Annotated in this window: 18 protein-coding genes and 1 pseudogene; 6 read left to right on the top strand and 13 right to left on the bottom strand. The window is 62.9% G+C overall.

Going from position 1 to position 21,765, the window contains the following annotated elements:
- Positions 1–155: 155 nt before the first annotated feature.
- The 3 genes from OGI63_RS00520 to OGI63_RS00510 all read right to left on the bottom strand — a co-directional run bounded on the left by OGI63_RS00520 (position 156) and on the right by OGI63_RS00510 (position 3,990).
- Complete coding sequence (locus OGI63_RS00520) at positions 156–1,184, bottom strand: LacI family DNA-binding transcriptional regulator (RefSeq protein WP_004218450.1); 1,029 nt, start codon at positions 1,182–1,184, stop codon at positions 156–158.
- Between the two features lie 256 nt (positions 1,185–1,440).
- Complete coding sequence (locus OGI63_RS00515; RefSeq protein WP_004218449.1) at positions 1,441–2,178, bottom strand: hypothetical protein; 738 nt, start codon at positions 2,176–2,178, stop codon at positions 1,441–1,443.
- Positions 2,179–2,607: 429 nt separating this feature from the next.
- The gene (locus OGI63_RS00510; protein ID WP_004218448.1) at positions 2,608–3,990 is read right to left on the bottom strand and encodes a GH1 family beta-glucosidase; all 1,383 of its coding nucleotides are present in this window, start codon (positions 3,988–3,990) and stop codon (positions 2,608–2,610) included.
- A gap of 523 nt (positions 3,991–4,513) precedes the next feature.
- Here OGI63_RS00510 and OGI63_RS00505 point away from each other — a divergent pair.
- Together OGI63_RS00505 and OGI63_RS00500 are read left to right on the top strand one after the other, a co-directional pair.
- Positions 4,514–5,611, top strand: coding sequence for a GDSL-type esterase/lipase family protein (locus OGI63_RS00505; protein WP_004218447.1), 1,098 nt, complete (start codon positions 4,514–4,516; stop codon positions 5,609–5,611).
- A gap of 423 nt (positions 5,612–6,034) precedes the next feature.
- On the top strand, positions 6,035–7,732 hold the full coding sequence (locus tag OGI63_RS00500) for a sialate O-acetylesterase (protein ID WP_004218446.1): 1,698 nt from the start codon (positions 6,035–6,037) through the stop codon (positions 7,730–7,732).
- A 634-nt stretch (positions 7,733–8,366) separates the two neighbouring features.
- Here the strand turns inward: OGI63_RS00500 and ilvC are convergent.
- Positions 8,367–9,419 carry a ketol-acid reductoisomerase gene (gene ilvC, locus OGI63_RS00495; protein ID WP_004218445.1) on the bottom strand — a complete coding sequence of 351 codons (1,053 nt, stop codon included), beginning with the start codon at positions 9,417–9,419 and terminating at the stop codon, positions 8,367–8,369.
- 51 nt (positions 9,420–9,470) lie between these two features.
- Between ilvC and OGI63_RS00490 the strand changes: the two genes are divergently transcribed.
- A complete protein-coding gene (locus OGI63_RS00490; RefSeq protein ID WP_148291942.1) occupies positions 9,471–9,722 on the top strand; it encodes a hypothetical protein in 252 nt (83 codons plus the stop codon).
- Between the two features lie 107 nt (positions 9,723–9,829).
- On the opposite strand, the gene OGI63_RS00485 is transcribed toward OGI63_RS00490, so the two are convergent.
- Entirely contained in the window at positions 9,830–11,221 is a 1,392-nt protein-coding gene (locus OGI63_RS00485) for an MFS transporter (protein WP_004218444.1), read from the bottom strand.
- 444 nt (positions 11,222–11,665) lie between these two features.
- Here OGI63_RS00485 and OGI63_RS00480 point away from each other — a divergent pair, with 444 nt between their 5' ends.
- From OGI63_RS00480 to OGI63_RS00470, 3 genes are read left to right on the top strand one after another with little or no spacing between them, the layout of a single operon-like run.
- The gene (locus tag OGI63_RS00480; protein WP_162287275.1) at positions 11,666–12,208 is read left to right on the top strand and encodes a hypothetical protein; all 543 of its coding nucleotides are present in this window, start codon (positions 11,666–11,668) and stop codon (positions 12,206–12,208) included.
- A 39-nt stretch (positions 12,209–12,247) separates the two neighbouring features.
- Positions 12,248–12,514 carry a DUF1778 domain-containing protein gene (locus OGI63_RS00475; protein ID WP_225557005.1) on the top strand — a complete coding sequence of 89 codons (267 nt, stop codon included), beginning with the start codon at positions 12,248–12,250 and terminating at the stop codon, positions 12,512–12,514.
- Positions 12,511–13,017 (top strand): GNAT family N-acetyltransferase, encoded by a 507-nt coding sequence (locus OGI63_RS00470; RefSeq protein WP_004268958.1) that lies wholly within the window; start codon positions 12,511–12,513, stop codon positions 13,015–13,017. The genes OGI63_RS00475 and OGI63_RS00470 overlap by 4 nt, the downstream gene beginning before the upstream one ends.
- Positions 13,018–13,036: 19 nt before the next feature.
- On the opposite strand, the gene OGI63_RS00465 is transcribed toward OGI63_RS00470, so the two are convergent.
- The 8 genes and pseudogenes from OGI63_RS00465 to gtfA all read right to left on the bottom strand — a co-directional run bounded on the left by OGI63_RS00465 (position 13,037) and on the right by gtfA (position 21,550).
- Positions 13,037–14,626, bottom strand: coding sequence for an MFS transporter (locus OGI63_RS00465; RefSeq protein WP_004218438.1), 1,590 nt, complete (start codon positions 14,624–14,626; stop codon positions 13,037–13,039).
- A 105-nt stretch (positions 14,627–14,731) separates the two neighbouring features.
- Positions 14,732–15,691 (bottom strand): DUF4392 domain-containing protein, encoded by a 960-nt coding sequence (locus OGI63_RS00460; RefSeq protein WP_004218436.1) that lies wholly within the window; start codon positions 15,689–15,691, stop codon positions 14,732–14,734.
- Positions 15,598–15,885, bottom strand: a complete 288-nt coding sequence (locus OGI63_RS00455) for a hypothetical protein (protein WP_229155994.1) — start codon at positions 15,883–15,885, stop codon at positions 15,598–15,600. The genes OGI63_RS00460 and OGI63_RS00455 overlap by 94 nt, the downstream gene beginning before the upstream one ends.
- A 154-nt stretch (positions 15,886–16,039) precedes the next feature.
- Entirely contained in the window at positions 16,040–16,498 is a 459-nt protein-coding gene (locus tag OGI63_RS00450) for a Carbamoyl-phosphate synthase L chain, ATP-binding protein (RefSeq protein WP_004218435.1), read from the bottom strand.
- A gap of 115 nt (positions 16,499–16,613) precedes the next feature.
- A pseudogene (locus tag OGI63_RS00445) lies at positions 16,614–17,345 on the bottom strand (biotin carboxylase N-terminal domain-containing protein); the annotation flags it as partial.
- Positions 17,346–17,374: 29 nt separating this feature from the next.
- Positions 17,375–18,094 (bottom strand): ABC transporter substrate-binding protein, encoded by a 720-nt coding sequence (locus OGI63_RS00440; protein ID WP_004218431.1) that lies wholly within the window; start codon positions 18,092–18,094, stop codon positions 17,375–17,377.
- Positions 18,095–18,359: 265 nt separating this feature from the next.
- Entirely contained in the window at positions 18,360–19,973 is a 1,614-nt protein-coding gene (locus OGI63_RS00435; protein WP_004218430.1) for an MFS transporter, read from the bottom strand.
- A gap of 56 nt (positions 19,974–20,029) precedes the next feature.
- The gene (gene gtfA / locus OGI63_RS00430) at positions 20,030–21,550 is read right to left on the bottom strand and encodes a sucrose phosphorylase (RefSeq protein WP_004218429.1); all 1,521 of its coding nucleotides are present in this window, start codon (positions 21,548–21,550) and stop codon (positions 20,030–20,032) included.
- Positions 21,551–21,765: the final 215 nt, after the last annotated feature.

Genomic DNA, 21,765 nt, shown 5'->3' with positions numbered 1-21,765 from the left:
TAACGGGTTGTTGGAATATAGCCATTTTCTGAGGATCGCACCCGCACGGATGGGTTTGACTATGACATCCCGTAGCAGATGGTGACATCCCGTAGGAAATAATTACCGGGTAATAGCAGCAACGTGACACACCGATGCTGGCGAGGCCACCGGAATCACTGCGCGGCAGGAGCGGTGGAGGCGCGCTCGATGAGCTCGTATGGCGGCTCCTCCACGTTCTCCACGTCCTCGCCATCGATGAGCTTGAGCATGAGCTGGGCGGCGAGACGTCCCGACTCGAGAATGTTGCGGCTGAGCGCGGTGATCGGCGGATGCGCGGCGACGTTCATGAATGAATCGCCCCACGAGATGATCGAAAGATCCTCGGGCACGCGCACACCCTTCACCGAGGCGACGCTCTCCCCCGCCAGCGCCATCACGTCGTTGTCGTAGATGATCGCGGTCGGCCGCGGTTCCACGCTGAGCAGTCGCTTGGTGGCCTCGGCGCCAGATTCCGGCGTGTAGTCGGTGTGCAGGCAGCGGTAGCGCATGCCGAGCTCCGTGGTGATCTCCGAGAACGCGGCGTCGCGGATGTACGAGTGGCCGAGCTCCTCCGGTCCCGCCACGCGCGCGATGTTCTTGTGGCCGAACAAGGCGAGGTGCCGGATCATCGTGCCCGATGCCGCGGCGTCGTCGCTCATCAATGTGGGCAGACCGCTCGTCAGCGACGAATCCGCCAGCGCGAGGCACGGCATCTGCGGATTGTTCTTCATCAGCTCGATGCGCGGGTCGCCGATCTCCAGATTGAGCAGCAGCAGCGCGTCGACGTTGCCGGTGGCGATCCAGTCCTCGAGGATCGAGACCTCGTCGTCGTCATCCATCGACATGCGCACGAGCAGCGAGTAGTCGCGTTCCTCGAGCGCGGAGCCGAGGCCGGAGATGAGGCGCATGATGTAGGGTTCCGCGGAAAGCAGCTGTGGATCGTAGCCGAGCACGAGGCCGATTCTGCGCGTGCGCGACTGCGCGAGCGACTGTGCCGCGCCGTTCGGACGCCAGCCGAGTTTGCGCGCCACCTGCAGCACCTTCTCGCGCGTGGCATCGGAAACACCCGGCTTGCCATTGAGCGCATACGAGACCGCACTGCTCGACACACCTGAGGCCTTCGCCACGTCAAAGATCGTCACTTTGGCTTTCTGCGCTACCATAGCTCGCCCCCATTCACTGAAATACTCCAGTAATCGGTATCCAGTGTAACTTAAAGTTACTTAACAAATTATGTCATCGTTGACGTTGCCAGGTAGCCGGCATCCCCGTTTTCACACAGTCTTCGCATATATGCGATACGGGAATGCCGCGCGTAGGCAGTCGCTGCATACGCGCGGCCGGGTTGCCTGAAGAGGCGTCTGTGGGGAATCTGCGAACTGAAATTACTGAAGTTTGCAGATTCCCCGCGGCATGCGACTAGAAGTCGCGCTTGAGGTCGTTCGCGCTACGCAGCACGTTGGCGGCGGCGAAATCGGCCGGATCGCCCGCGTAGTCGGTGCCGATGTGGAAGGTGACCGATTCGCCCGGAAGCAGCGAGACGAGGCCTTCCTCAACGGTCGCCTTGTCGTCGACCTTGCCGACCATGCAGAACAGGTCACGCACGTAGTCGTTCGCGGTGACGGTGAGTTCCACGCCGTCGGCGGTGCGCTTGGCCTTGGTCGTGAACGCGTCGGCCGGGGCATCGAGCTCCTGCGTGAGGATTTCGGCCGGGTTGTAGATCACGCGGGCGAAGGAATCGTCGGACGGCACGGCAACGATGAGTTCGTTGTTCGCATCGCCGAAGTCGACAATCTCCTCGTTCAGCGGGAAGCCCTTGTGGCTGGCGGCGTCGAGTTCCACGTCGTCGATCTGCTGCGTGGCGAGCACGTTGCCGTCGAAGTCGACGCGGTTGACCGCCCAGGAGCCCTTGTACGGCTCGTTCGTGTCGTTGAGCACGATGAGCTCGAGGTGATCGGCGTCGACCTTCACACCCTCCCAGCTGTGGGTCTCGCGGTACTCCTCCGAGGTGCGCGGCTGGATCGTGGCCAGACGCGGTGCGAAGAAGTCGCGGGAGGCATACCAGACCGGCTTGCGGTGGCCGTTGAAGTCGACGGCCGCCATGCTGAATGCGCATGCGGATGCGAGAGCTATGGCTGCGATCTTCTTGACCTTCATGGTTCTTCCTCTCATTGTGGGATGTTGTCCCTGGCAATGACTCTGCCTTGAATCCTTGCCGGAATTCGCTCCCCGCAGCTTCGCGGGCTTGCGAATCGATGATTGAAAGAATAATTCCCCTCACCCGAGTTTATCAAGCGCTTAAGTTCTTTTACCGAGCCAATTTGCCTCAGATTTCACACCGCCGCAAATTACCTCTCCGCCGCGCTTTCCCGAATTTCCGCGGATTTCAAATTTATTAGACCGTCACACAAAACTGGGTGAGATTCTCTGCAAGTAATCCCAAATAGTTAATCGCTTCAGGCGACGCGCCGTCCACATCCTGAAATCAAAACGAGCCGGGCGCGAATATGCAACTCGTCTGTGCATGCTCATACATGTGCATATCCACAGACATTGCATGACCCGCGCCCGGCGCGCCCGAACCCGCTACTTGGCGGAGTGCTCGGCGATGAAGTTACGGTACCAGTTGTAGCTGTCCTTCCGTATGCGCTCCTCGGTGTCGTAGTCCACGTAGGTCAGGCCGAAGCGGCGGTCGTAGCCGAACGCCCACTCGAAATTATCCATCAGCGACCACACGAAGTATCCGATGACATTCGCCCCCTCCTCGATCGCGCGGTGGACGGCCTCGAGATGGCGACGCAGGTAGTCGATGCGGTCGTCGTCGTGCACCATCTTCACACCATCCGGGCCGACTTCCACCTCGTCGGGGCACGCCATGCCGTTTTCAGTGACGACGAGCGGAATGTGGTCGTAGTCGTCGTTCAGGCGAACCAGCGTGTTATAAAGCGCATCCGGGTCGATGTTCCACCCCATCTGCGTGTGCGGGCCGTCGGTAGGCAGCCAGTCGATGTCGCTGGCGCCCGGCGCGGTGGAGGCCTCGGTGCTCTGCGGGAACTGCGGGCGGTCGCTCATGGCGAGCAGATTCGTCGAGTAATAATTAAGCCCCAGGACGTCAATCGGCTGGTTGATGAGCTTGAGATCGCCGTCATGCACGAAGTCCCAATCGCAGATTCCCTTGGTGATTGCGAACAGCTCGTCCGGGTAGTAGCCGCGCAGCATCGGATCGAGGAACACGCGGTTGGCAATGAGATCCACGCGGTGCACGGCATCCGCATCACCGCGGTTCACCTGCAGATTCAGCGTCACCGAGAGATCCGGCTTCGCTCCGGCCTCGGCACGCACTGCCTCGCACATCAGACCATGTGCCAGATTCAGGTGATGGGCGGCGCGGAACGCGAGCGGGCCGGCGCCCAGGCCGGGGGCATGCTCGGTGCCGCCGTAGCTCAGGTGCGCCGAGCACCACGGTTCGTTGAGCGTGGTGTAGGTGTGCACACGGTCGCCGAGGCGCTTGGCCACAATGCCGGCATACTCCGCCATGCGGAACGCGGTCTCACGGTTCAGCCAGCCATCCCGGTACGGATCTTCGTTCAGATACTGCGGCAGATCCCAATGGTAGAGCGTCACAATCGGGTCGATGCCGTATTCGAGCAGCTGGTCGACAATGCGCTCGTAGAAATCGAGGCCCTTCTCGTTCGGCTTGCCGTCCGGGGTGGGAATGACGCGCGGCACGCCAATCGAGAACCGGTATGCGTTCACGCCGAGATCGCGCACGAGCTTGAGATCGTCCTGCCAGCGGTGGTAGAAATCGTCGGCCTTGTCTCCGGTGTCGCCATTCAGCACGCGGCCCGGGGCGTGCGAGAACACATCCCAGATCGACGGCGTGCGGCCGTCTTCGTCCACCGCGCCTTCGATCTGGTAGGCGGCAGTCGCGGTGCCGAACTGGAAGCCCTTCGGGAACGTCATCGTCATTGCTGATTCCTCCTGTCGATACATCCGACACAATACACGTCGCATCCGAGCACAGACCCGCGCAAATCCCGGATCTGCTCCGGCATTCATTTACTTACTCTCGAGTCAGCATATGCCAAATATAGCATGCTCCTCCCCTCCACACCGCCCGCAACACGCGCATCGCCAACAATCTTCCACATCCCCCCCGCTCTCTTCCATCCGTTACGGGCCAGATTCCCCATCTCTTACGGGCTAACTTCTTGCTTACGGGCCAAGTTTGTGCGTACGGGCTACGATTTTGCGTTACAGGCTAAAGAAAGTCGGGGCCCCGGCAAACGGGATCATTGGAACATGGCGGTTTCCGACTACCCGTTTTTCACGAAAAGGCAGAGATGCCCTAGCCCGTAACCGAAAATCCTAGCCCGTACGCACAAACTTGGCCCGTAACAGAGTTCGCAACAGAGTTTCGCAGCAAAGTGAGGGCCGCGACACCGCGAGAATAGGCATATAATCGGCACAGCAGAGACACATAAGGAGCAGCATGCAATTCATTGACGCATTCAATCCGGCTTTCCGCACGATGGGACGCATCGGCGAATCGAAGAACCACTTGCCGCTGTGGGTGTTCCCCTACACGCAGGCGCGGTTCCGCTTCACCGGCACCTCCCTCGCCGTGCGTCTTCGCAATTTCTGGAACTACGGCCACACGCGCATCGGTGTGATCATCGACAACACCCAGTTCAGCGTGCGTGTGCCGTCGCCCGTCGAACCCGAGCCCGACGCCGCCGTGAGCGTGGGGGAAGACGGCATGCTCACCATTCGCATTGCAAGCCACTTGCCGAACATCGAGCACCGCGCAATCGTATTCAAGCGCGAAGATGGCGGCATGCACTACATGGAGTTCGCCGGCGTGGAGATTGACGACGACGCGCAGATTCTCGCACCTGCCGAACCCGCCAGCACACGCCGCATCGAGGTGTACGGCGACTCGGTGAGCTGCGGCGAGCGCAACGAGGCCGTGCTCTGCACCGGCAAGGCCGACCCGGACGAAGATCTGAGCGCCTACAGCAACTCATGGTTCGCCTACGATGCCATCGCCGCCCGCGCATTGGGTGCCGACCTGCGCATCATCTCACAAGGCGGCGCACCGCTGCTTGACGGCATCGGCTGGTTCAACGCGCCCGATTACCTCGGCATGGAGAGCATCTGGGATCGTGTGCAGTACAATCCCGCGCTCGGCGAGCCCACCGACTGGGATTTCCGCGACGACGACCCGCAGGTGGTCATTGTGGCGCTCGGCCAGAATGATTCGCACCCGTACGATTTCATGGCCGCAGATTACACCGGCGAGCAGGCCGCGAACTGGCGCGCCCGCTATGCCGAGTTCCTGGGCGATCTGCTCGAACGGTACCCGGATGCGCATATCATCTGCACGACGACCGTGCTGCAGCATGACCGCAACTGGGACCGCGCGATCGACGAAGTGGTGAGCGAGCTCGACAATCCGCAGATTACGCACTTCGATTATTCGCGCGCAGGAACTGGCACCCCGGGGCACCCCCGCATTGCCGAGGACGAAGAGATGGCGCGCGAACTGGTCGCCTACATCGATTCGTTCGGCGCAGAGCTGTGGCAATAGTTCACTGAGACTCACCCCTTGGTGGTTCCCTGAAGGTCGGCTGGGTAGGGCATCGTCACTGGATCGCAAGCGCCCTTTACGTTCCTCAACCCTACCCAGCCGACCTTCAGGGAACCACCGGTACGACCCACCCGCTCTCCGACCTAACCAGCGAATATCCAGAACGTCTGAAACAGGTGTCGTCATGCCGGGCGGAGGGACAGGGTTGAGGAACGGATCGAGTCACGAAGCCCCCCCTGCCCCACCATGCATTCCGCCTCGAACCGGCGCTGCTGTGCAGGGCGGCCGGGCGGGGTTGAGGAACGTAAAGGGCGCTTGCGATCCAGTGACGAGACCGCGCCCGGGCGCCCTGCACAACAGCGCCGAGAGGGTGGGGACCGAGAAACCATCGACAACGCTTTCAGACGCATAAGGAGACACAACATGACAACTGTGACCGGCATCGCACCGGGGGCATCGGGAATGGCCGAACCTACCAGCGACAACGACGGCGCGCACGACCGCACCAGAAGCGGCAATCTGCGTGTGGACGCCATATTCAGCGACCACATGGTGCTGCAGCGCGGCAAGCCGATCGCCGTATTCGGCGAGGCACCCGCTGGAGAAGTCGTCGCCGCATTCCTCACCGATGCGCGCGGACAGGAGATCGCGCAATCTGAAAACCATGCGAACGGCGACGGCACGTTCATGCTCACATTGCCCGCGCTGCCGGCAGGCGGACCACTCGCATTGCGCGTGCGATGCGGCGCCGACGAGCTCGTGTTCCACGACGTGATGGTCGGCGAAGTCTGGCTCGCCGGCGGCCAAAGCAACATCGAGTTCGAGTTGCACAACAGCGAATTCGGCAAGGAGGCCGTCGCCGACGCGCACGACCCACTGCTGCGCTTCTACAACACGCCGAAGTCCGCGCGGGTCAATCTGGCCACGGAATCCGCGTCCGGTTGGCAGACCGCCGAAGCGCCGCAAGTCGCCCACATGAGCGCCATCGGCTACTACTTCGGCAAGCAGCTGCGCGACGCGCTGGCGAACGGCATTGCGGTCGGCGTCGTGGATTGCTACATCGGCGGCACGTCGATCAGCGCATGGATGAGCGAGCATCTGCTGGAGCAAACCGGGCTCGGGCGTAAGTATCTACAGGCATATCGTGACGCGATTGCCGGCAAGACGGATGAGGAGATGCTCGCCGCGCAGACCGCCTGGCAGCAGGTGTTCGACAAGTGGAACGCCGACGTCGCCGCCGTCAAGGAGGAACACCCGGATTATTCGCAGCCGCAGATTGACGCGATGCTCGGCCCGTGCCCATGGCCGCCGCCAGTCACGCCGTTCGCCGAGCGCAGGCCGTACGCGCTGTACGAGGCGATGATCCGCCGCGTGGCACCGTATACGCTTGCCGGAATCCTGTGGTACCAAGGCGAGGAGGACGAACTCAACGCGGCTGGGTACGGCGAGCTGTTGCGCGGTCTGATTGCGGAATGGCGCACGACATGGCATGACGATGCGCTGCCGTTCCTCGTGGTGCAGTTGCCGCAGTGGATCGCCGCGGCCAACGCCGAACATGATCCGCTGCGTTGGCCGGTACTGCGCGACGAACAGTTCACTGTTGCACGTGAAACACCGCACACGAACATCGTCTGTGCCATGGACTGCGGCGAATTCGACAACATCCACCCCGTCGACAAGCGCACGCTCGGCATGCGGCTCGGCGACACGGCATTGCACGACGTCTACGGTCTGCAGATTCCCTGTGCCAGCCCCGAGCTCGTCGATCTGCAGGTGAGCGAGGGCGGCGGCGAGATGGTCGCCACGTTCAACCATGCGCAGGGACTCCATTGGCACGGCACGACGCCGGATTCCATGCGCGCGATTGCGGACATTGCCGAAAGCACCGAGCGCAAGGCCGGCGAATCCGGTTTCGAGATCGCCGCGAGTGCGGACTCCGAGTTCGTCCCGGCACACGCGCGCATCGAGCCGAGCGACGATCTCGGCAGCGACATGCGCGTCGTGCACCTATTCTCACCGGAGGTGCCGAAGCCGACCCACGCGCGCTATGCCTGGCGCAGCTGGGGTCCGGCACCACTGTTCAACGACGACGGCCTGCCCGCGTTCCCGTTCGCCAAGTAGCCCGGTCATTGCCGCCTATGCTCCGGTTGTATGCCGCGGCTGCCGTGGTTGCCGAGATCACTGCGGTCACCGGCGCGCGTCTCGGGCAGCCGCAGCTATGACTGCGGCTCGTTTCTCGGAAACTTCCGGGTAATCCACCATGCATGCGGGCATACGCGGTCTATTTCACGGAGTCTTCCGTACGATATGCCGTTTGCAGACCGCTCCGCGGCACAGCTTACGGAAGCATCCGCGAAATCTGCTACGTACAGCCCGCGCCCCGGCATAGCACACGGACGCGTCCGAAAGATATGCCGTCACTGCGTCTATCGGCGGCCAAACACACGGAACCATCCGAAAACCATGCCGTTTGCAGACACCTCCGCGGCACAGCTTACGGAATCATCCGAAAGAATTACCACTTTTGCCCTCATTTGCGGTCAAACAAACGGAAGCATCCGCGAAAACTACCGCGCGCGAGTTGCTTTGCGGCGCGGTTCACGGAAACTTCCGCAAACTGCGCCACGGCGGGAGAACGCTCAGTGCAGAAGGCCGCTCAATGCAGGAGAACGCAAAAGGTGGGGCATGCCTATGCATGCCCCACCTTGACAGATGCGAAGCTCACGGCTTCATGCGCGGACGCACCGCACGCGGCTCACTGAACCTGGGCGCGGGCGATCTTGCCGGTGAAGGAGTTGGCTTCGTCGGCGTCCTTCGCGGCGTCGTTGTTCCAGGAGAACATGGCGCGCAGCTTCGGGCCGACCTCTTCGATGCGGACGTTGGAGTACTCCTCCTGCAGCTGCTTGAACTTCGGGGCGCCGGCAGCCTGGTCGTCCATGAACTCCTTGGCGAAGGAGCCGTCCTGAATGCGCTGCAGGTGGTACTGCATGCGCTCACGGGTATGCTCGTCGATGACGGTGCTGACGTAGTCGCCGTACTGAGCGGTGTCGGAGCAGCTCCAGCGATCCTTGTTCAGGCCGCCTTCGTTCATGAGGTCGACGATCATCTTGAGCTCGTGGCACACCTCGAAGTAGGCGATCTCCGGCTGGTAGCCGGCGTCGGTGAGTACCTCGAAGCCCATTTCGACGAGCTTGTTCACGCCGCCGAGCAGCACGTTCTGCTCGCCGAACAGATCGGTTTCGGTCTCTTCCTTGAACGTGGTCTTGATGGCGCCGGCGCGCAGTGCACCGAGGGCCTTCGCGTAAGCCAGTGCGAGATCCCAGCCGTCGCCGCGCGGATCCTGCTCGACTGCGGTCACAACCGGGACGCCACGGCCTGCGACATACTCACGGCGGACGATGTGGCCTGGGCCCTTCGGGGCGACCATGAAGACCGGGTGGTCCTCGCTCGGCTTGATGTAGCCGTAGTGGATGTTGAAGCCGTGTGCGAAGGCCAGGGCGGCGCCCGGCTTGATGTTCGGCTCGATGTCGTTCTCCCAGATTCCCTTCTGGTACTGGTCAGGGGCCAGGATCATGATGACGTCGGCCTCGGCAGCGGCTTCCGGAACGCTCTTGACTTCCAGACCCTGCTCCTTGGCGAATTCCACGGACTTCGAGTTCGGACGCAGGCCGACGACGACGTCGACACCGGAGTCACGCAGGTTGAGCGCATGCGCGTGGCCCTGCGAGCCGTAACCGATGATTGCGACCTTCTTGCCGTCGAGAACCGAAAGATCGCCGTCGTCTTCGTACCAGATCTGTGCTGCCATGTGGCACACTCCTTTTATTTGTGTTCGGCGTGGGCCTCCTAGCCCATGCCCATGCTTGATGTTGTCTGCCGCCGCGCCGGTCGCGCCGTGTTGGCCCGCTCGGGCGGTGGCGTCTGTAATCCCTATGTGTTGGAGATTTTGTCCCCAAAACTGAAATCTCATCTTACCGAAATCTCCACGCACGCCCGCATCGCGTCCATCTTTTGGATACCGGCGGTGCCGCGTTTTGGAACGCCCTCCGTTTCTTTTGGAAAATACCGGGCATTCGTCCATAGATCATTGATTACCGCGGAGATAGATTGACCATATTCTGGACATTTTGTATTACGTATTGCCTATCCCTATCGGACTGTTTCCTATTGCCCTGCCGAACTCCTTTCCTCTCACACGGATTCCAAGGATTCATATGTTCACTGCATGTAATCCACGTTCTTGGTCTCACGGCACGTCAAGATCGCCACCAGGCAGCACAGCGCCATGACGCCCAGATAGAGCCCCACCGAGCCGACACCCCAGTGCGACGACAGCCATGTGGCGACCGACGGGACGAACGCCGCGCCAACGATTGCGGCGATGTTGTAGCCGATGCCGGAGCCCGTGTAGCGCACGTTCACACTGAATAGCTCGGGCAGCAATGCGCCAATCGGACCGAAGGCGATGCCCATCAGCGCAAAGCCGAGGCACAGGAACAGCATTGCGGCGGCGGTGTTGTGCACGCCGACCACGGCGCGGTTCATGAGCAGCGGGAACAATGCGGCGAACGCGAGCAGCGCGACCGACGAGCCGATGATCACGCGACGGCGGCCAATGCGGTCTGCAAACACGCAGGAGAGCACGATGAACAGGGCGAACACGCAGACGGAGACCATGAGCATCGTCATGTACTCCTTGGTGGAGAAGCCGAGTCCACCGCCGCCCTGCGCATCGCTCTTCGTGGCCCATGCGAGCGACCATGTGGCGAGCGTGTAGAACAGCGTGTAGGTGACGGCGACGAGGAACGTGGCCTGCAATACCTGCCGCCAGCTGGTGCGGAACACCTCGAGCGCAGGTGCCTTGACGACGCGCTGGTCTTGCTTCGCGGCGCGGAATGCCGGGGTCTCCTCCATGTGCACACGCACGAGCAGTCCTACGACCACCAACAGCGACGAGAGCAGGAACGGCACGCGCCAGCCCCATGCGAGCATCGCGGCGTCATCGTTGAACAGCTCGAGCAGCACATAGGTGCCGTTGCACAGGAAGAACCCGATCGGCGCGCCAAGCTCGGGGAACGAGCCATACAGCGCGCGCTTGTTCGCAGGCGCGTTCTCGGTGGCCACGAGCGCGGCGCCCGACCATTCGCCGCCGAGTCCGATGCCCTGCACGAACCGGCAGACACACAATGCGAGCACGGCCCACACGCCCCACATGTCGTAGCCGGGCAGGCAGCCGATGAGGAAGGTCGCGACGCCCATGGTCATCAGTGAGACGACGAGGGTCGCCTTGCGGCCGATCGAGTCGCCGAAATGACCGAAGATGAGCGAGCCCACCGGGCGGGCCAGGAACGCGACGGCGAAAGTGACGAGCGAGAGCAGCAGCGCGACGGTCGGGTTCGTCGCATCGGAGAAGAACACGCGCGGGAAGTAGTTCGCCGCCGCGGTGCCATAGGCGTAGAAGTCGTAGAACTCGATCGTCGTGCCCACCATCGAGGCGGCGATGATCGTGCCCACCGACGACTTTCCCGCCCGTCTGAGCGCATGCGCGCGCTCCCCCGCCAGCGCCGGGGCGCGGCGCCCCGCTTCCGTTTCCGTTTCGACCGCGGTCATGAATCTCCTTCTTTCTGTGTTGCGATATGCAAAACCCTGCTCTTCGGCAGGGTTCGAGATGTCATGTGCGTCGCCCTGCCACATCGGCAGGGCTGGATTCTGGGTATACGAATCAGCTCGCCGATGGCGAGATAATAATTCGTACAATCTGCAGTCGTGCGACCATGGTCTCACTCATCGCGAGCCTCCTTTCCGCGTATCCGTTTGCGTTGCTGTGCGCGGCGCGCGCTTGCCGCGGCGCCGTGTTGGGTTAGAACCTACTCCCTGGCCTGCGACCGAGCGCACGAGGTGTCCATATAGTGAGATTTTCGAATCTGGTCAGCGAGATATAATGCGGCACTTTTGCTTTCAATGCATAGACATAACAAGCCATATCGCCCAGTGGCATCATGGGTGCGCACAGCTAGGGCGACGCACGCCATCTCCATACACTACACTCGTTCCATGCCCGATGAATCCCACCGCACACCTATGACCTCACCTACATCACAGGCTCCCGTGCCATCGGCACCAGCTCGCACCACCTCACGCTTCCGCAAACCTTCGGTCGCGCTGTCATGGATTCGCGGCATCGTCTTCTTCCTCGACATCCCTCCCGTGCTGTTTCGGGGATGGTGCGCCTTCGTTGGCAGCGAAAACAACGCTCCTGACAATCCTCCTGATTGCGCGCCAATCAGTCCATGTCCGGCCACGCCGATTCAGCGGCATCGCGAAATCACAATAGCCAGCTGCTCACTGGGATTGTGGATCCTATGCGTCGTTCTCCCGTTCCCGGCGCTTGCCGCCTGCCTCGAGCGCGATAAGACCCCGCTCGCCCGCGCCTGCACTATCGCCCCTTGCGTCGCCGTATTTCTCGCAATCTGGTTTGCCCTCCCCCATCTGCTCACCTTCTGGACCGAAGATTACGAGCCCTCTGCCTACTACATTCGCTTCGCCCTCATCTCGACGTTCTGGCCCGCCTACATCATCACGCAGGCCCGCTGCTGAGATTTTGAAATGTACGGCGTAATGCCGTACAATATTGTCATGGCAACCATGACACGAACCGCCCGCATCGACATGCGACTCACCGAAGAGGAAAAACGACTCATTGAACAGGCCAGCGCTGCGACGGGATCTCGCCTCACCACCTGGTGCATCAACAACCTCATCAACGACGCCAAACGCGACCTGCACGCCAACGCCATCATTCGCCTATCAGATGAGGCCTTCGACAGGTTCGTCGAGAATCTGGACAGGCCATTGACCGAGAAACAGCAGCAGTTCCTCGCATATCAGCCGGAATGGGCATGACCGCGATGCCATTCACTCGCCCGGAACGCGCCCAGTGCCCTGTCGACTTCACCGGATTCGACTGCGGGGAACAGCAGATCAACGACTGGCTGAAGCACCATGCCAACGCCTCCAACAAAAATGGAAGCGCCGCATTGTATCTGTCTTACGATCATGAGACGAACGAGCTCGCCGGCGTGTACACGCTCAGCTCCACAACGGTCGCACGCGACGAAACGTATGCGCCGTGGATGCGCAGGAATTCCCCAATTCTGGTACCGGCGGCGCTCCTCGGGCAACTTGCGGTTGCCAACCACTTCCAACACCGGGGATTGGCCAAGGCGCTTATCCGCGACGCGGTCGACAGGACGCTTCAGCTCAGTCTGACGATTGGCATACGTGCGCTGGTGGTGGATCCGCTGAACAGCAATCTGACAATGTTCTACGATTCATTGGGGTTCGAAGGATTCAACGGCGAAACGCGAATGTATTTCCGCATGCCGAATTACCCACGAACGCTCTGAGCGCGCGCCGGAGACCCCGTCAGTCGGCGAGACGCGAGGAGGTGCAGAGCACAACGACGAGCAGCGCCAACGCCAGCACGCCGGCGACAATGAACAGCGGGGCAAATGCGTCTGCGGCAACCACCACAATCGCGCCGACGACGACGCCGAGCAGTCTGCCCACACTGTCGAGGCTGTGCAGCACGGCGAGCACATGGCCGGTGTGCTGCAGATCTTCGATCGCATGAAGCGCCTGGGTTTGCGCGAGCGAATCGAGCATGGCCAGCGCGCAGCCGCCGAATGCGGCGAACAATATGAGTCCGGCGCGATTGGGCATCGCGATGCCGCAGATCGACGCGAGAAGCATGACGGTCGACGCGAGGGCGAGCGGTGCCCTGGCACTGGAGAATCGGCTGGTGATCGGGTCGAGCAGCACGGAGGATATCGCGGCGAGCACATAGGCCACCACGGCCATGGCGGCAATCGTCACCGCCGTGTACTGCAGTGAATTCGGGGCATGCACCCCATGCTCATAGCGCACCAGGAACCCCACGTACGTGATCGAGACGGCGAGCGTGGCCGAGACGAGCAGGCGGATCACGGCGATCACGCCCCAGTGCCTCACGCCCTGCGGCGCGCGGAAGGCCACGAGCAGCTTGTCTTCGTCGAGCGGAGTGACGTGCAGGTATTCGCTCGAATGCTCGCGCGGCGGCACGAACAGCACGACGACGCCGGCGGCGAGTATGGCACCGGCGCATATGTCCATCGCGGCCTCGACATGGTCTGCCATGCCAGCGGCGAATGCAGCGCCGGCGAGCGACCCCGCGAACATGGCGACATTGCGCCACGTGGCCACCGCGTTACGGAACTTGTCGGGCACCATCTCGCCCACCATTGCGGAGCACGCCATCGCCATCACCGCATAGCCGAGCTGCATGAACACCCAGACGAGAATCATCGCGACGTTCGTATGGCATGCGGACAGCGCGAATGCAAACAGTGTGGCGACCACGGTGCCGCCGATGAGCCAGGGTGTGCGACGCCCCAGAGAAGCTCGCGTGCGGTCCGACATCGCGGAGGCGAATGCCGTCATGAACATCGCGACCACAATGCCCACGCCAATCAGCACCGCCAGATTCACGGTGCCGTCGAAAGCGCCGCCGAATTCGTCGAGTCGCAGCGGCACAAGCACCACGGTGAGCGCGACCATGGCGAACGACAGCAGCAGCGACGCCGCGGCAAAGCCGCTTTTCATGCGCAACACCTGCGTGTGCGTCGGGCGGTAGCCGGTGGAATCGACCATCGGATCACGCAGGTCGAAGAACGCGGATTCCACGTCGGGAATCGGCTCGTCGGAGGCCGGGTGAGACAGTCCGGCCGCATCGGCGAGCGCGGCGGCCTGCACCTCCGGGTGTGTGGCGGCGGGCGGTGCGGTGACCGGCTTCTGCCGCACGGCCAAGCGCGCGACCGCCGACTTGTCTTCGGCACTCAGCGCCTTGTCGAGATCGGGCCGGTCGTCAATGCCGGGGCGAATATAGTTCGATTTCGGGAACGTACGCGGGGTCTGCGGTTCCGATTGCTGCGACTGCGGCACTGCGGAATCATTGCTGTTCTTGCTCTCATTACTCATATTTCCCACAGTAACCGCTCGCCGCCGCGCCATGCCCGGCGTTCGATGAACGCCGAGTGAATTCGCCGTTCTCTATTCTGCCACCCAGGCGCTGGTTCGGATTACCTAATGCCTGGCGAAGGCGCTCAGCTGGGCGACCGTGCCGAAATAGCGCGCCGGGTCGAGCCCGTCCACCGTGGGCACGTTCGTCATATGCACGCCATCGAGGCCGCCCGCCGCGACGATTGCGTCGAGCACGGCGCGGTGCCAATCGGGTTCCAGGTACGGCTCGACCTGCGGGCATCCCAGCGCGCGCATGGCGCAGACGAGCGCATGCGCACCCCAGTTCGACGTGCCGGCGACGACGAGCTGGTCTGCCGCCACCGTGCATGCGATGCTCTCGCCGTGCGCGACCACGCCGCTGATCGCATAATCGGCCACGCGTCCCATGCCGATCTCGTTGCCGCCGTCACCCACGCCTATCGTATGCAATTCAAGCAAAGCGAGCTGGCTGAGCGGGGCCGTCCATTCGGCGATGTCGACGCCGCGCATGTTCCGCGGTCTGCCGTCGCGCGCCGGCCCGACGCGTTCGATGAACACGAGCGTGTCTATACCGTGGCGTTTCACCAGATCGATGACCATGTTGAACCATGCGTCGAATTCGGGTTTCGCATGCGGCGCGATGAGCACGCGGTCCTCGGGGAGCAGATCGCCCGCCGCCGCGCAGATGACCGGCGCACAATGTTCGTCGCTGATGAGCCACGCGTCGCCGCCCACCGCGCGTAGTGCCATGCACACTTCGAGTGCGCCCAGCGGTCCGTCCGTTTCGGCGGCCGGCTGCTGCGCCTGCGGAATGTAGAATCCGGTGACGACGAGCGCGCGTGCGGGTCGCTTAGTTTTGCGCCGGTTCTCGCGTCGAGCACGCCGCGGCTGCTCCGTGCCGAGGGCAAGATGGCGTGCCGAGCGAAACAGGTCGCCGCGCACATAGGTCATCAGTGTTTCCGACCCGCGTCCCACGTCGGCGGCCGCCGCGGTGGCGATGCGTGAGATGCGTGGGTATTTACTCCAGTCCGTGATGCTGCCCATATTCTCCTCGATGAATGTTCGGTTGCCGATTGCCGTGTGCAGATGCGCCCGCTAGTCGATTGTGCCGAGCACGGCGCCGTAGTCCGCCTGCTCGCCGACCGGCACGGTGATATGAAGCGTTCCGGTGCCGGCGCAAGCGCTTCGCGTTCCATCTTCATCGCCTCGAGCACGACGATCGGGTCGCCTTCGCGCACCGGGGCGCCGTCGTCGGCGAGCCAACGCACCACGGTGCCGCCGAGTTCCGCCGTGACCGGCGTGCCGTCCGCCGCGGTGTTGGCGTCCGATGTGGGCGCGGGACGGGAGAGGCCGCCGAGCCGTGCGGCGAGCAGGCCTGAATCCACCCCCGGATTACCCGGCCCGCCGGCGTTCGCCCATCGCCCGCTCGCCGGCGCGACGCCAGTCCTCAAGCGTTTCCGAGGGCAGATTCGGCAGCAGTTCCTCCTCGATCCAGCGCGTGTACACGCGGAAATTCGCATTGGACACATCGTCGTCGGCCCTCCAGTCTGCACCCGCGCCGAAATCCGCTGATTCGAGCACCGCCTTGTCGAAGGGCACCACAGTGGGCACGCCGTGAATGTGCAGTTCGGCGAGCGCGCGTTCGGCTCTGCGCAGGCATTCGGCGCGCGTGGAGGCCTTGACGATGAGCTCGGCGATCATCGAATCGTAACGGCTTGAGATGGAGTCGCCGGCCGCGACGCCCGAATCGAAGCGGATGCCGGGGCCGGTGGGCACCTGCAGGCTTTCGACGACGCCGGGGAACGGCACGAAGCCGAGTGAGGGGTCTTCGGCGTTGATGCGGAATTCCATCGCATGCCCCCCCCCGCGGCTCTGGTGTGACGCCGGATTCAAGCCCGGGCACCGCCTCCACCGGCGCGCCCTCGGCAATGGCGAGTTGGGCGGCCACGAGATCGACGCCGGTGACCGCCTCGGTGACGGGGTGTTCCACCTGGATGTGCGTATTGACCTCCATGAAGCTCATCGTGCCGTCGTCGACGAGGAACCCCACCGTTCCCGCGCTTTCGTAGTGCGCGCGTGAGCAGATCGCCACCGCGGCGCGCTCGAGCTCCCGCACGGTCTCGGCAGCCAGGAACGGTGCGGGCGCCTCCTCGATGAGCTTCTGGTTGCGCCGCTGCAGCGAGCAATCGCGCGTGCCCACGGCGAGCACGGTGCCGAACTGGTCGCCGAGCACCTGCACCTCCACATGCCATAGCCGTGCGAGGAAGCGCTCGACGAAGCAATCGCCGTTGCCGAACGCCACCTCGGCCTCATGCATTGCCGATTCGAAGGCGGCCGCCACCTCGTCGGGCTCGTGCACCACCTTCAGGCCACGGCCCCCACCGCCGTAGACCGCCTTGATCGCGATGGGCAAGCCGTGTTCGCGTGCGAACTCGACCACTTCGGCGGCGATCCGGCGCGCCGCGACTTTCGAGCCGAGCACGCGGATCGTCTCCGGCTTCGGCCCCACCCACACCATTCCCGCGTCGATCACGGCCTGAGCGAAGTCGGCGTTCTCGGCGAGGAATCCGTGCCCCGGATGCACGGCGTCGGCGTGTGCGCGCACGGCGGCGCTCGCCATCGCGTCGATGTTCAGGTAGGTGTCGGCGGTCTCGGCCGCACCCAGTGCGTACGCTTCGTCGGCCAGACGCACGAACAGCGCGTCGGCATCCGGCTCCGCGTAGCCGACTATCGCAGTGCGTCCGGCTTCGTGGACTTGATGTTCGTGACCATCGACGAGAAGCTCGTCTCGGTCGGGTCGAAGGTCTCCTTCTCGCCATACACCACGTTGACGCCGGCATCGCCGACGGTCTTGGCCACCACGTCACGCAGCGACGTGCCATACTCGTCGTTGAACACCGCGATGGCGAGGTTCTTCACGCCATCCTGCACGATGATCTGCCCGAGCACCACGCCCTGTACCGTGTCCGGCGGAATCGTGCGGAAGAAGTAGTCGTTGAGACCCGAGAACGCGGTGGATGTGGCGCCCGACGAGATCATCGGCACCTGCGACGACGTCACCTGCTTGAACGTGTTCTTCACCACCGAGCTCGACGGCGGCCCGACCACGACCGACGGCTCCCTGGCGAGCACCGACTGCGCCGACGACGTGTTCTGGTCCGCGTGGTCGGCGTCCGAGGTGTCGGCCGAGACGATATCGATGTCCTTGCCGAGCACGCCGCCGGCCGCGTTGATGTCGTTCTGTGCGAGCTTCATCGTCGCGATGTTCGCCGGTCCCAAATATGCCATGGAGCCGGTGAGCGGGAGGAGCCCGGCCGCCGTGAACGTGGCCTCGTCGGCGTCCGCCTTGCTTTCCGCGCCCGAGCCGCAGCCCGACAGCGTGAGCATCGCCGCCGCGGCCATTGCCGTCGCCGTGACCATCCATGACTTGATTTTCGCATTGTTCATTGCAATCACCGTTTCCTCTCTCTGATCTCTTGCCCGCGCGAATCTGCGAATGCAACTCTTCGCAAGCAGGCGAAGCGGTGGTTTCGATTCACATCCCTAGACTTCTTGCGTGAATCTGTCTGCAGATTACGTGCGCCACAAACCGAGCGCGTGAGCGCCGCGTTACGCTCGCATGAACGCGGAAAAGCGTTCGAAACACAAGGTGATATGGAACAGGCCGGCAACGCGAACGCTGCCGGCCTGCGGTCTGGAGAGAGGTAAGGGATTACTTGACGTTGCGGATGCGCATGATGAGTGCGGCCGCGGCGAGCACAATCACGATCGCGACGCCGAACACCCATGCGTAGGCGACGGCGGGCGTGGTGGAGACGTGCATCGAGCTCTTGACGATGGAGACGACGAGCGAGGTCATTGCCGTGCCGATCACTGTGGAAAGCGTGTTGGCGAGGTTGAGAATACCCAGATCCTTGCCGGCTTCCTTCGGATTCGGCAGCACGGCCACGTTGAGCGCCTGGTCGATCGCGTTGTAGACGCCGTAACCGAGGCCGGCGACGGCGGCGAACAGATACATGCCCATCGGCGAGCGGAAGAACAGCGGCATCGCGGCACCGACGGCGAACAGGCAGCTTGCGAGCGCCACCGGCAGCTTGCGCCTGCCGAGACGGTCGGTGATCGGGCCTGCCGTGACGGCGGCGATCAGCGAGACGACGAGCGTGATCACGCCCATGGTGGCGATGATCGTAGCCGCCTTGTCCTTCGCATTCGGATCGCCGGCGTAGATGTAGTCCTGCGCAATGTACAGCTGGTAGGTCGTGATCATCCAGTAGCCGCCCATCATGAGCGTGCGGCCGACGAGCGCGTAGTAGAAGTCGGGGGCGTGGCGCGGCGGCCGGAAGTTCAGGAGCACGGACTTCACGGTCACATGCTCGCTCTGCTCCTCGAAGCGGCTCGACTTCTCACGCGGCCACATGGCGACGACGAAGATGCCGGTGAGACTGAAGATGCCCAGACCCATCATCCATGCGGAGAAGAGTCCCGACTGCCCCTGACGCAGGAACGCGGCACCCACGACCGAGCCGAGCGTCTGGCCGACGGCGATGCCGGCGCCGTAGAAGCCGGAGATCGTACCGCGCACCTTGTCGGGCACACGGTCGGACATCACGGCCACGTATGGCGCGAGCATCATGTTGTAGCCCATCTGGGCGACGCACCACAGGAAGATGATCAACGCCTCGTTGCGCGTGAATGCGATGGCCCCGATGGCAAGACCGGTGATGATGCCGCCGCCCACGATCCACGGCGTGCGCTTGCCGAAGCGGGAGCGCGTCATGTCAGACAGCGTGCCGAAGATGATGTTCGCCAGCAATGCCACAATCGCGCCGATCGAGTTGACCAAGCCGAGCATGGCTTCCTTGCTCGAGTTGTCAATCAGCTCGAACACACGCGGCAGAATGACGGTGCTCAGCGCCACCCACGGAATCGCGCAGGCGACTGCGGAAACGGTGAAGCCGATGCCCAAGCGCACGAGTTCGGCCTTGGTCGGGCGGTGGCCGTCGGCCGAGACCATCGGATCGCGCATGTCCATGAATGCGGACGCCTCGTCCGGCACCGCCGTGTCCACCGCGGCCAGCGCCGCCATGCCGGAGCCGACGGCCTGCGAATCGGTGGCGAGTTTGGTGCCCTGCACCTGCTCGTCGCCCACACTGCTGTCGGCGGCTCGCTTCTTCGGCATCGGCGCGGTGAGACGGGAGATGTTCTCCTTGTCTTCCTGGCTCAATACCTTGTCGAAGTCGGGGCGGTCGTCGATGCCCGGGCGAATGTAGCCGTTCGAGCCCGTCGACGGCGCGCTCCCTCCGTGGGTGTCTTGTTCGTCAACCATGATTTCTCTTTTCCGGGAATCTGAAAATATCTGGAATCTCTATCGGGAACCGCGCATCAGCTCGCCTGCATGACGGGCGGGTTCGCAATGAGGTCGTCGGTGCGGTGCTCGCCAGTGGAATCCGTCCAGACGAGCGTGGCGACGGACTGTGGGTTCTCGACACCCATGCCCTTGGACGGCGTGAACGTGAGCGTAGCGGAGGATCCGAAACCGTTCCAGGAGAACGCAATCGACTCGTCATCGCCCACCGAGTAGCTGAAGTCGCCGTCGAACGCCGGCAGCTCGTTGCGGAATCTGGCGAGCGCGTTCAGGGCCTTGACCACCGGACGTTCGAGGTTCTTGTCGATCTCGGAGGTCGTGTAATAGTGGCGGTTGATGTCGCGGCCCACATTCGTGCGCTTGAGCAGCTCCATGTCGTTCTCGCCGGCGAGCGCGCCCACATAGTACACCTGCGGAACGCCCGGCAGGAAGAACTGCACGGCGCGTGCGGCAATGTAATGCTGGTCATTGCAGCCGAGCGCCGAATAATATGTGGAGTTCACCTGGTAGAGGTCGAGGTTCGAAGCGGCGGCGCCGGTTGCGGCCTTCGACTCGCCATGGGTGTTCTTCGCGATCGTCTCGACCATGTTGTCGACGTCCGCGTCGGGCACCAGACCCTTGAGCGAACGGTCGAGCTGGTCGGAGCCGATGTCGATGACGCCGATGCCGTCGTGCGTGTCGAGCACGGTGACCGCATTGTTCGGGCGAATCTCGGTCCAGTGCGCGAGCGCGTCCACCTTGCCGGTGAACAGCGAGTGCAGCAGCAATGGCGGCAGCGCGAAGTCATAGACGCGATCCACCTTGGCGGCGATCTCCACCTGCTTCTTGTAGTACGAGTGCACCTCGATGAGAATCTCCAGACCGCGCTTGGCACCCTCCTCGCGCAGTCGCGAGATGAGTTCGAAGGTCTTGGGGGTCATGAAGCAGCTGGTGCCGGCCTCCTTGGCGCCGTAGCCGACGGCGTCGAGGCGAATGTACTTGACGTGCGACTTGCTCATCTGGTCGAAGATCGACATCAGGTATTCCCAGCCCTTGGCGGAGTCGGTGTCAATGTCGACCTGCTGCGGCGTGAACGTGACCCACACCAAGCGGGTCTTGCCGGCGAAGCTGTAGTGGGTGAACGGCAGGCCCGGGCGCGGGCGGTAGATGCCGGCGAGCTCCTCCTCGGTCGCGCCGTCGGGGAACACGGAGCTCATCGTGAGGAACATCGGGTAGTACTCGGAATCCTCGCCGTTCGCGAGCACATCCTGGAACTGCTTGGACTGCCAGCTCATGTGGTTGACGATGGCATCGACCATGATGTCATGCGTCTTGGCGAGCTCGGCGATGTCATCCCAGTCACCGAGGCGGGCGTCGACCTTGGTGTGGTCGATCGGGTCGAAGCCTGCGTCCGCGCCATCGAACGGGGTGAAGAACGGCAGAATGTGCACGCCCTCGTACACGCCGTCGAATCGCGTGCGCAGAATGTCGGTCATCGAAGCAAGGTTGCCGTCACCCAAGCGATCCGCATAGGTGATCAGCTGAACTTTGTTCTTCATGGCTCCTCCTGGATTCGTCTATCACGTCTTCGGGATATCTCCGGGGCGATGCGTCTGCCTGAAGCTTCATCGTTGCGCGAGCTGCCGTATCGAACCGGTTCGAGTATTGTTTTACCTCATTCTTCACGCGCATGCAAGCGCTCTGCTCTCGGCGTATCAAACCGGTTCGATATTCGACGATTCACCGCGCTCTGCCGAAACGCGGTTGCCGGAGG

It is taken from the genome of Bifidobacterium sp. KRGSERBCFTRI (assembly GCF_025908335.1).
The sequence above is the reverse complement of the archived record's forward strand: the minus strand, read 5'-3'. Positions and strand labels throughout refer to the sequence as shown.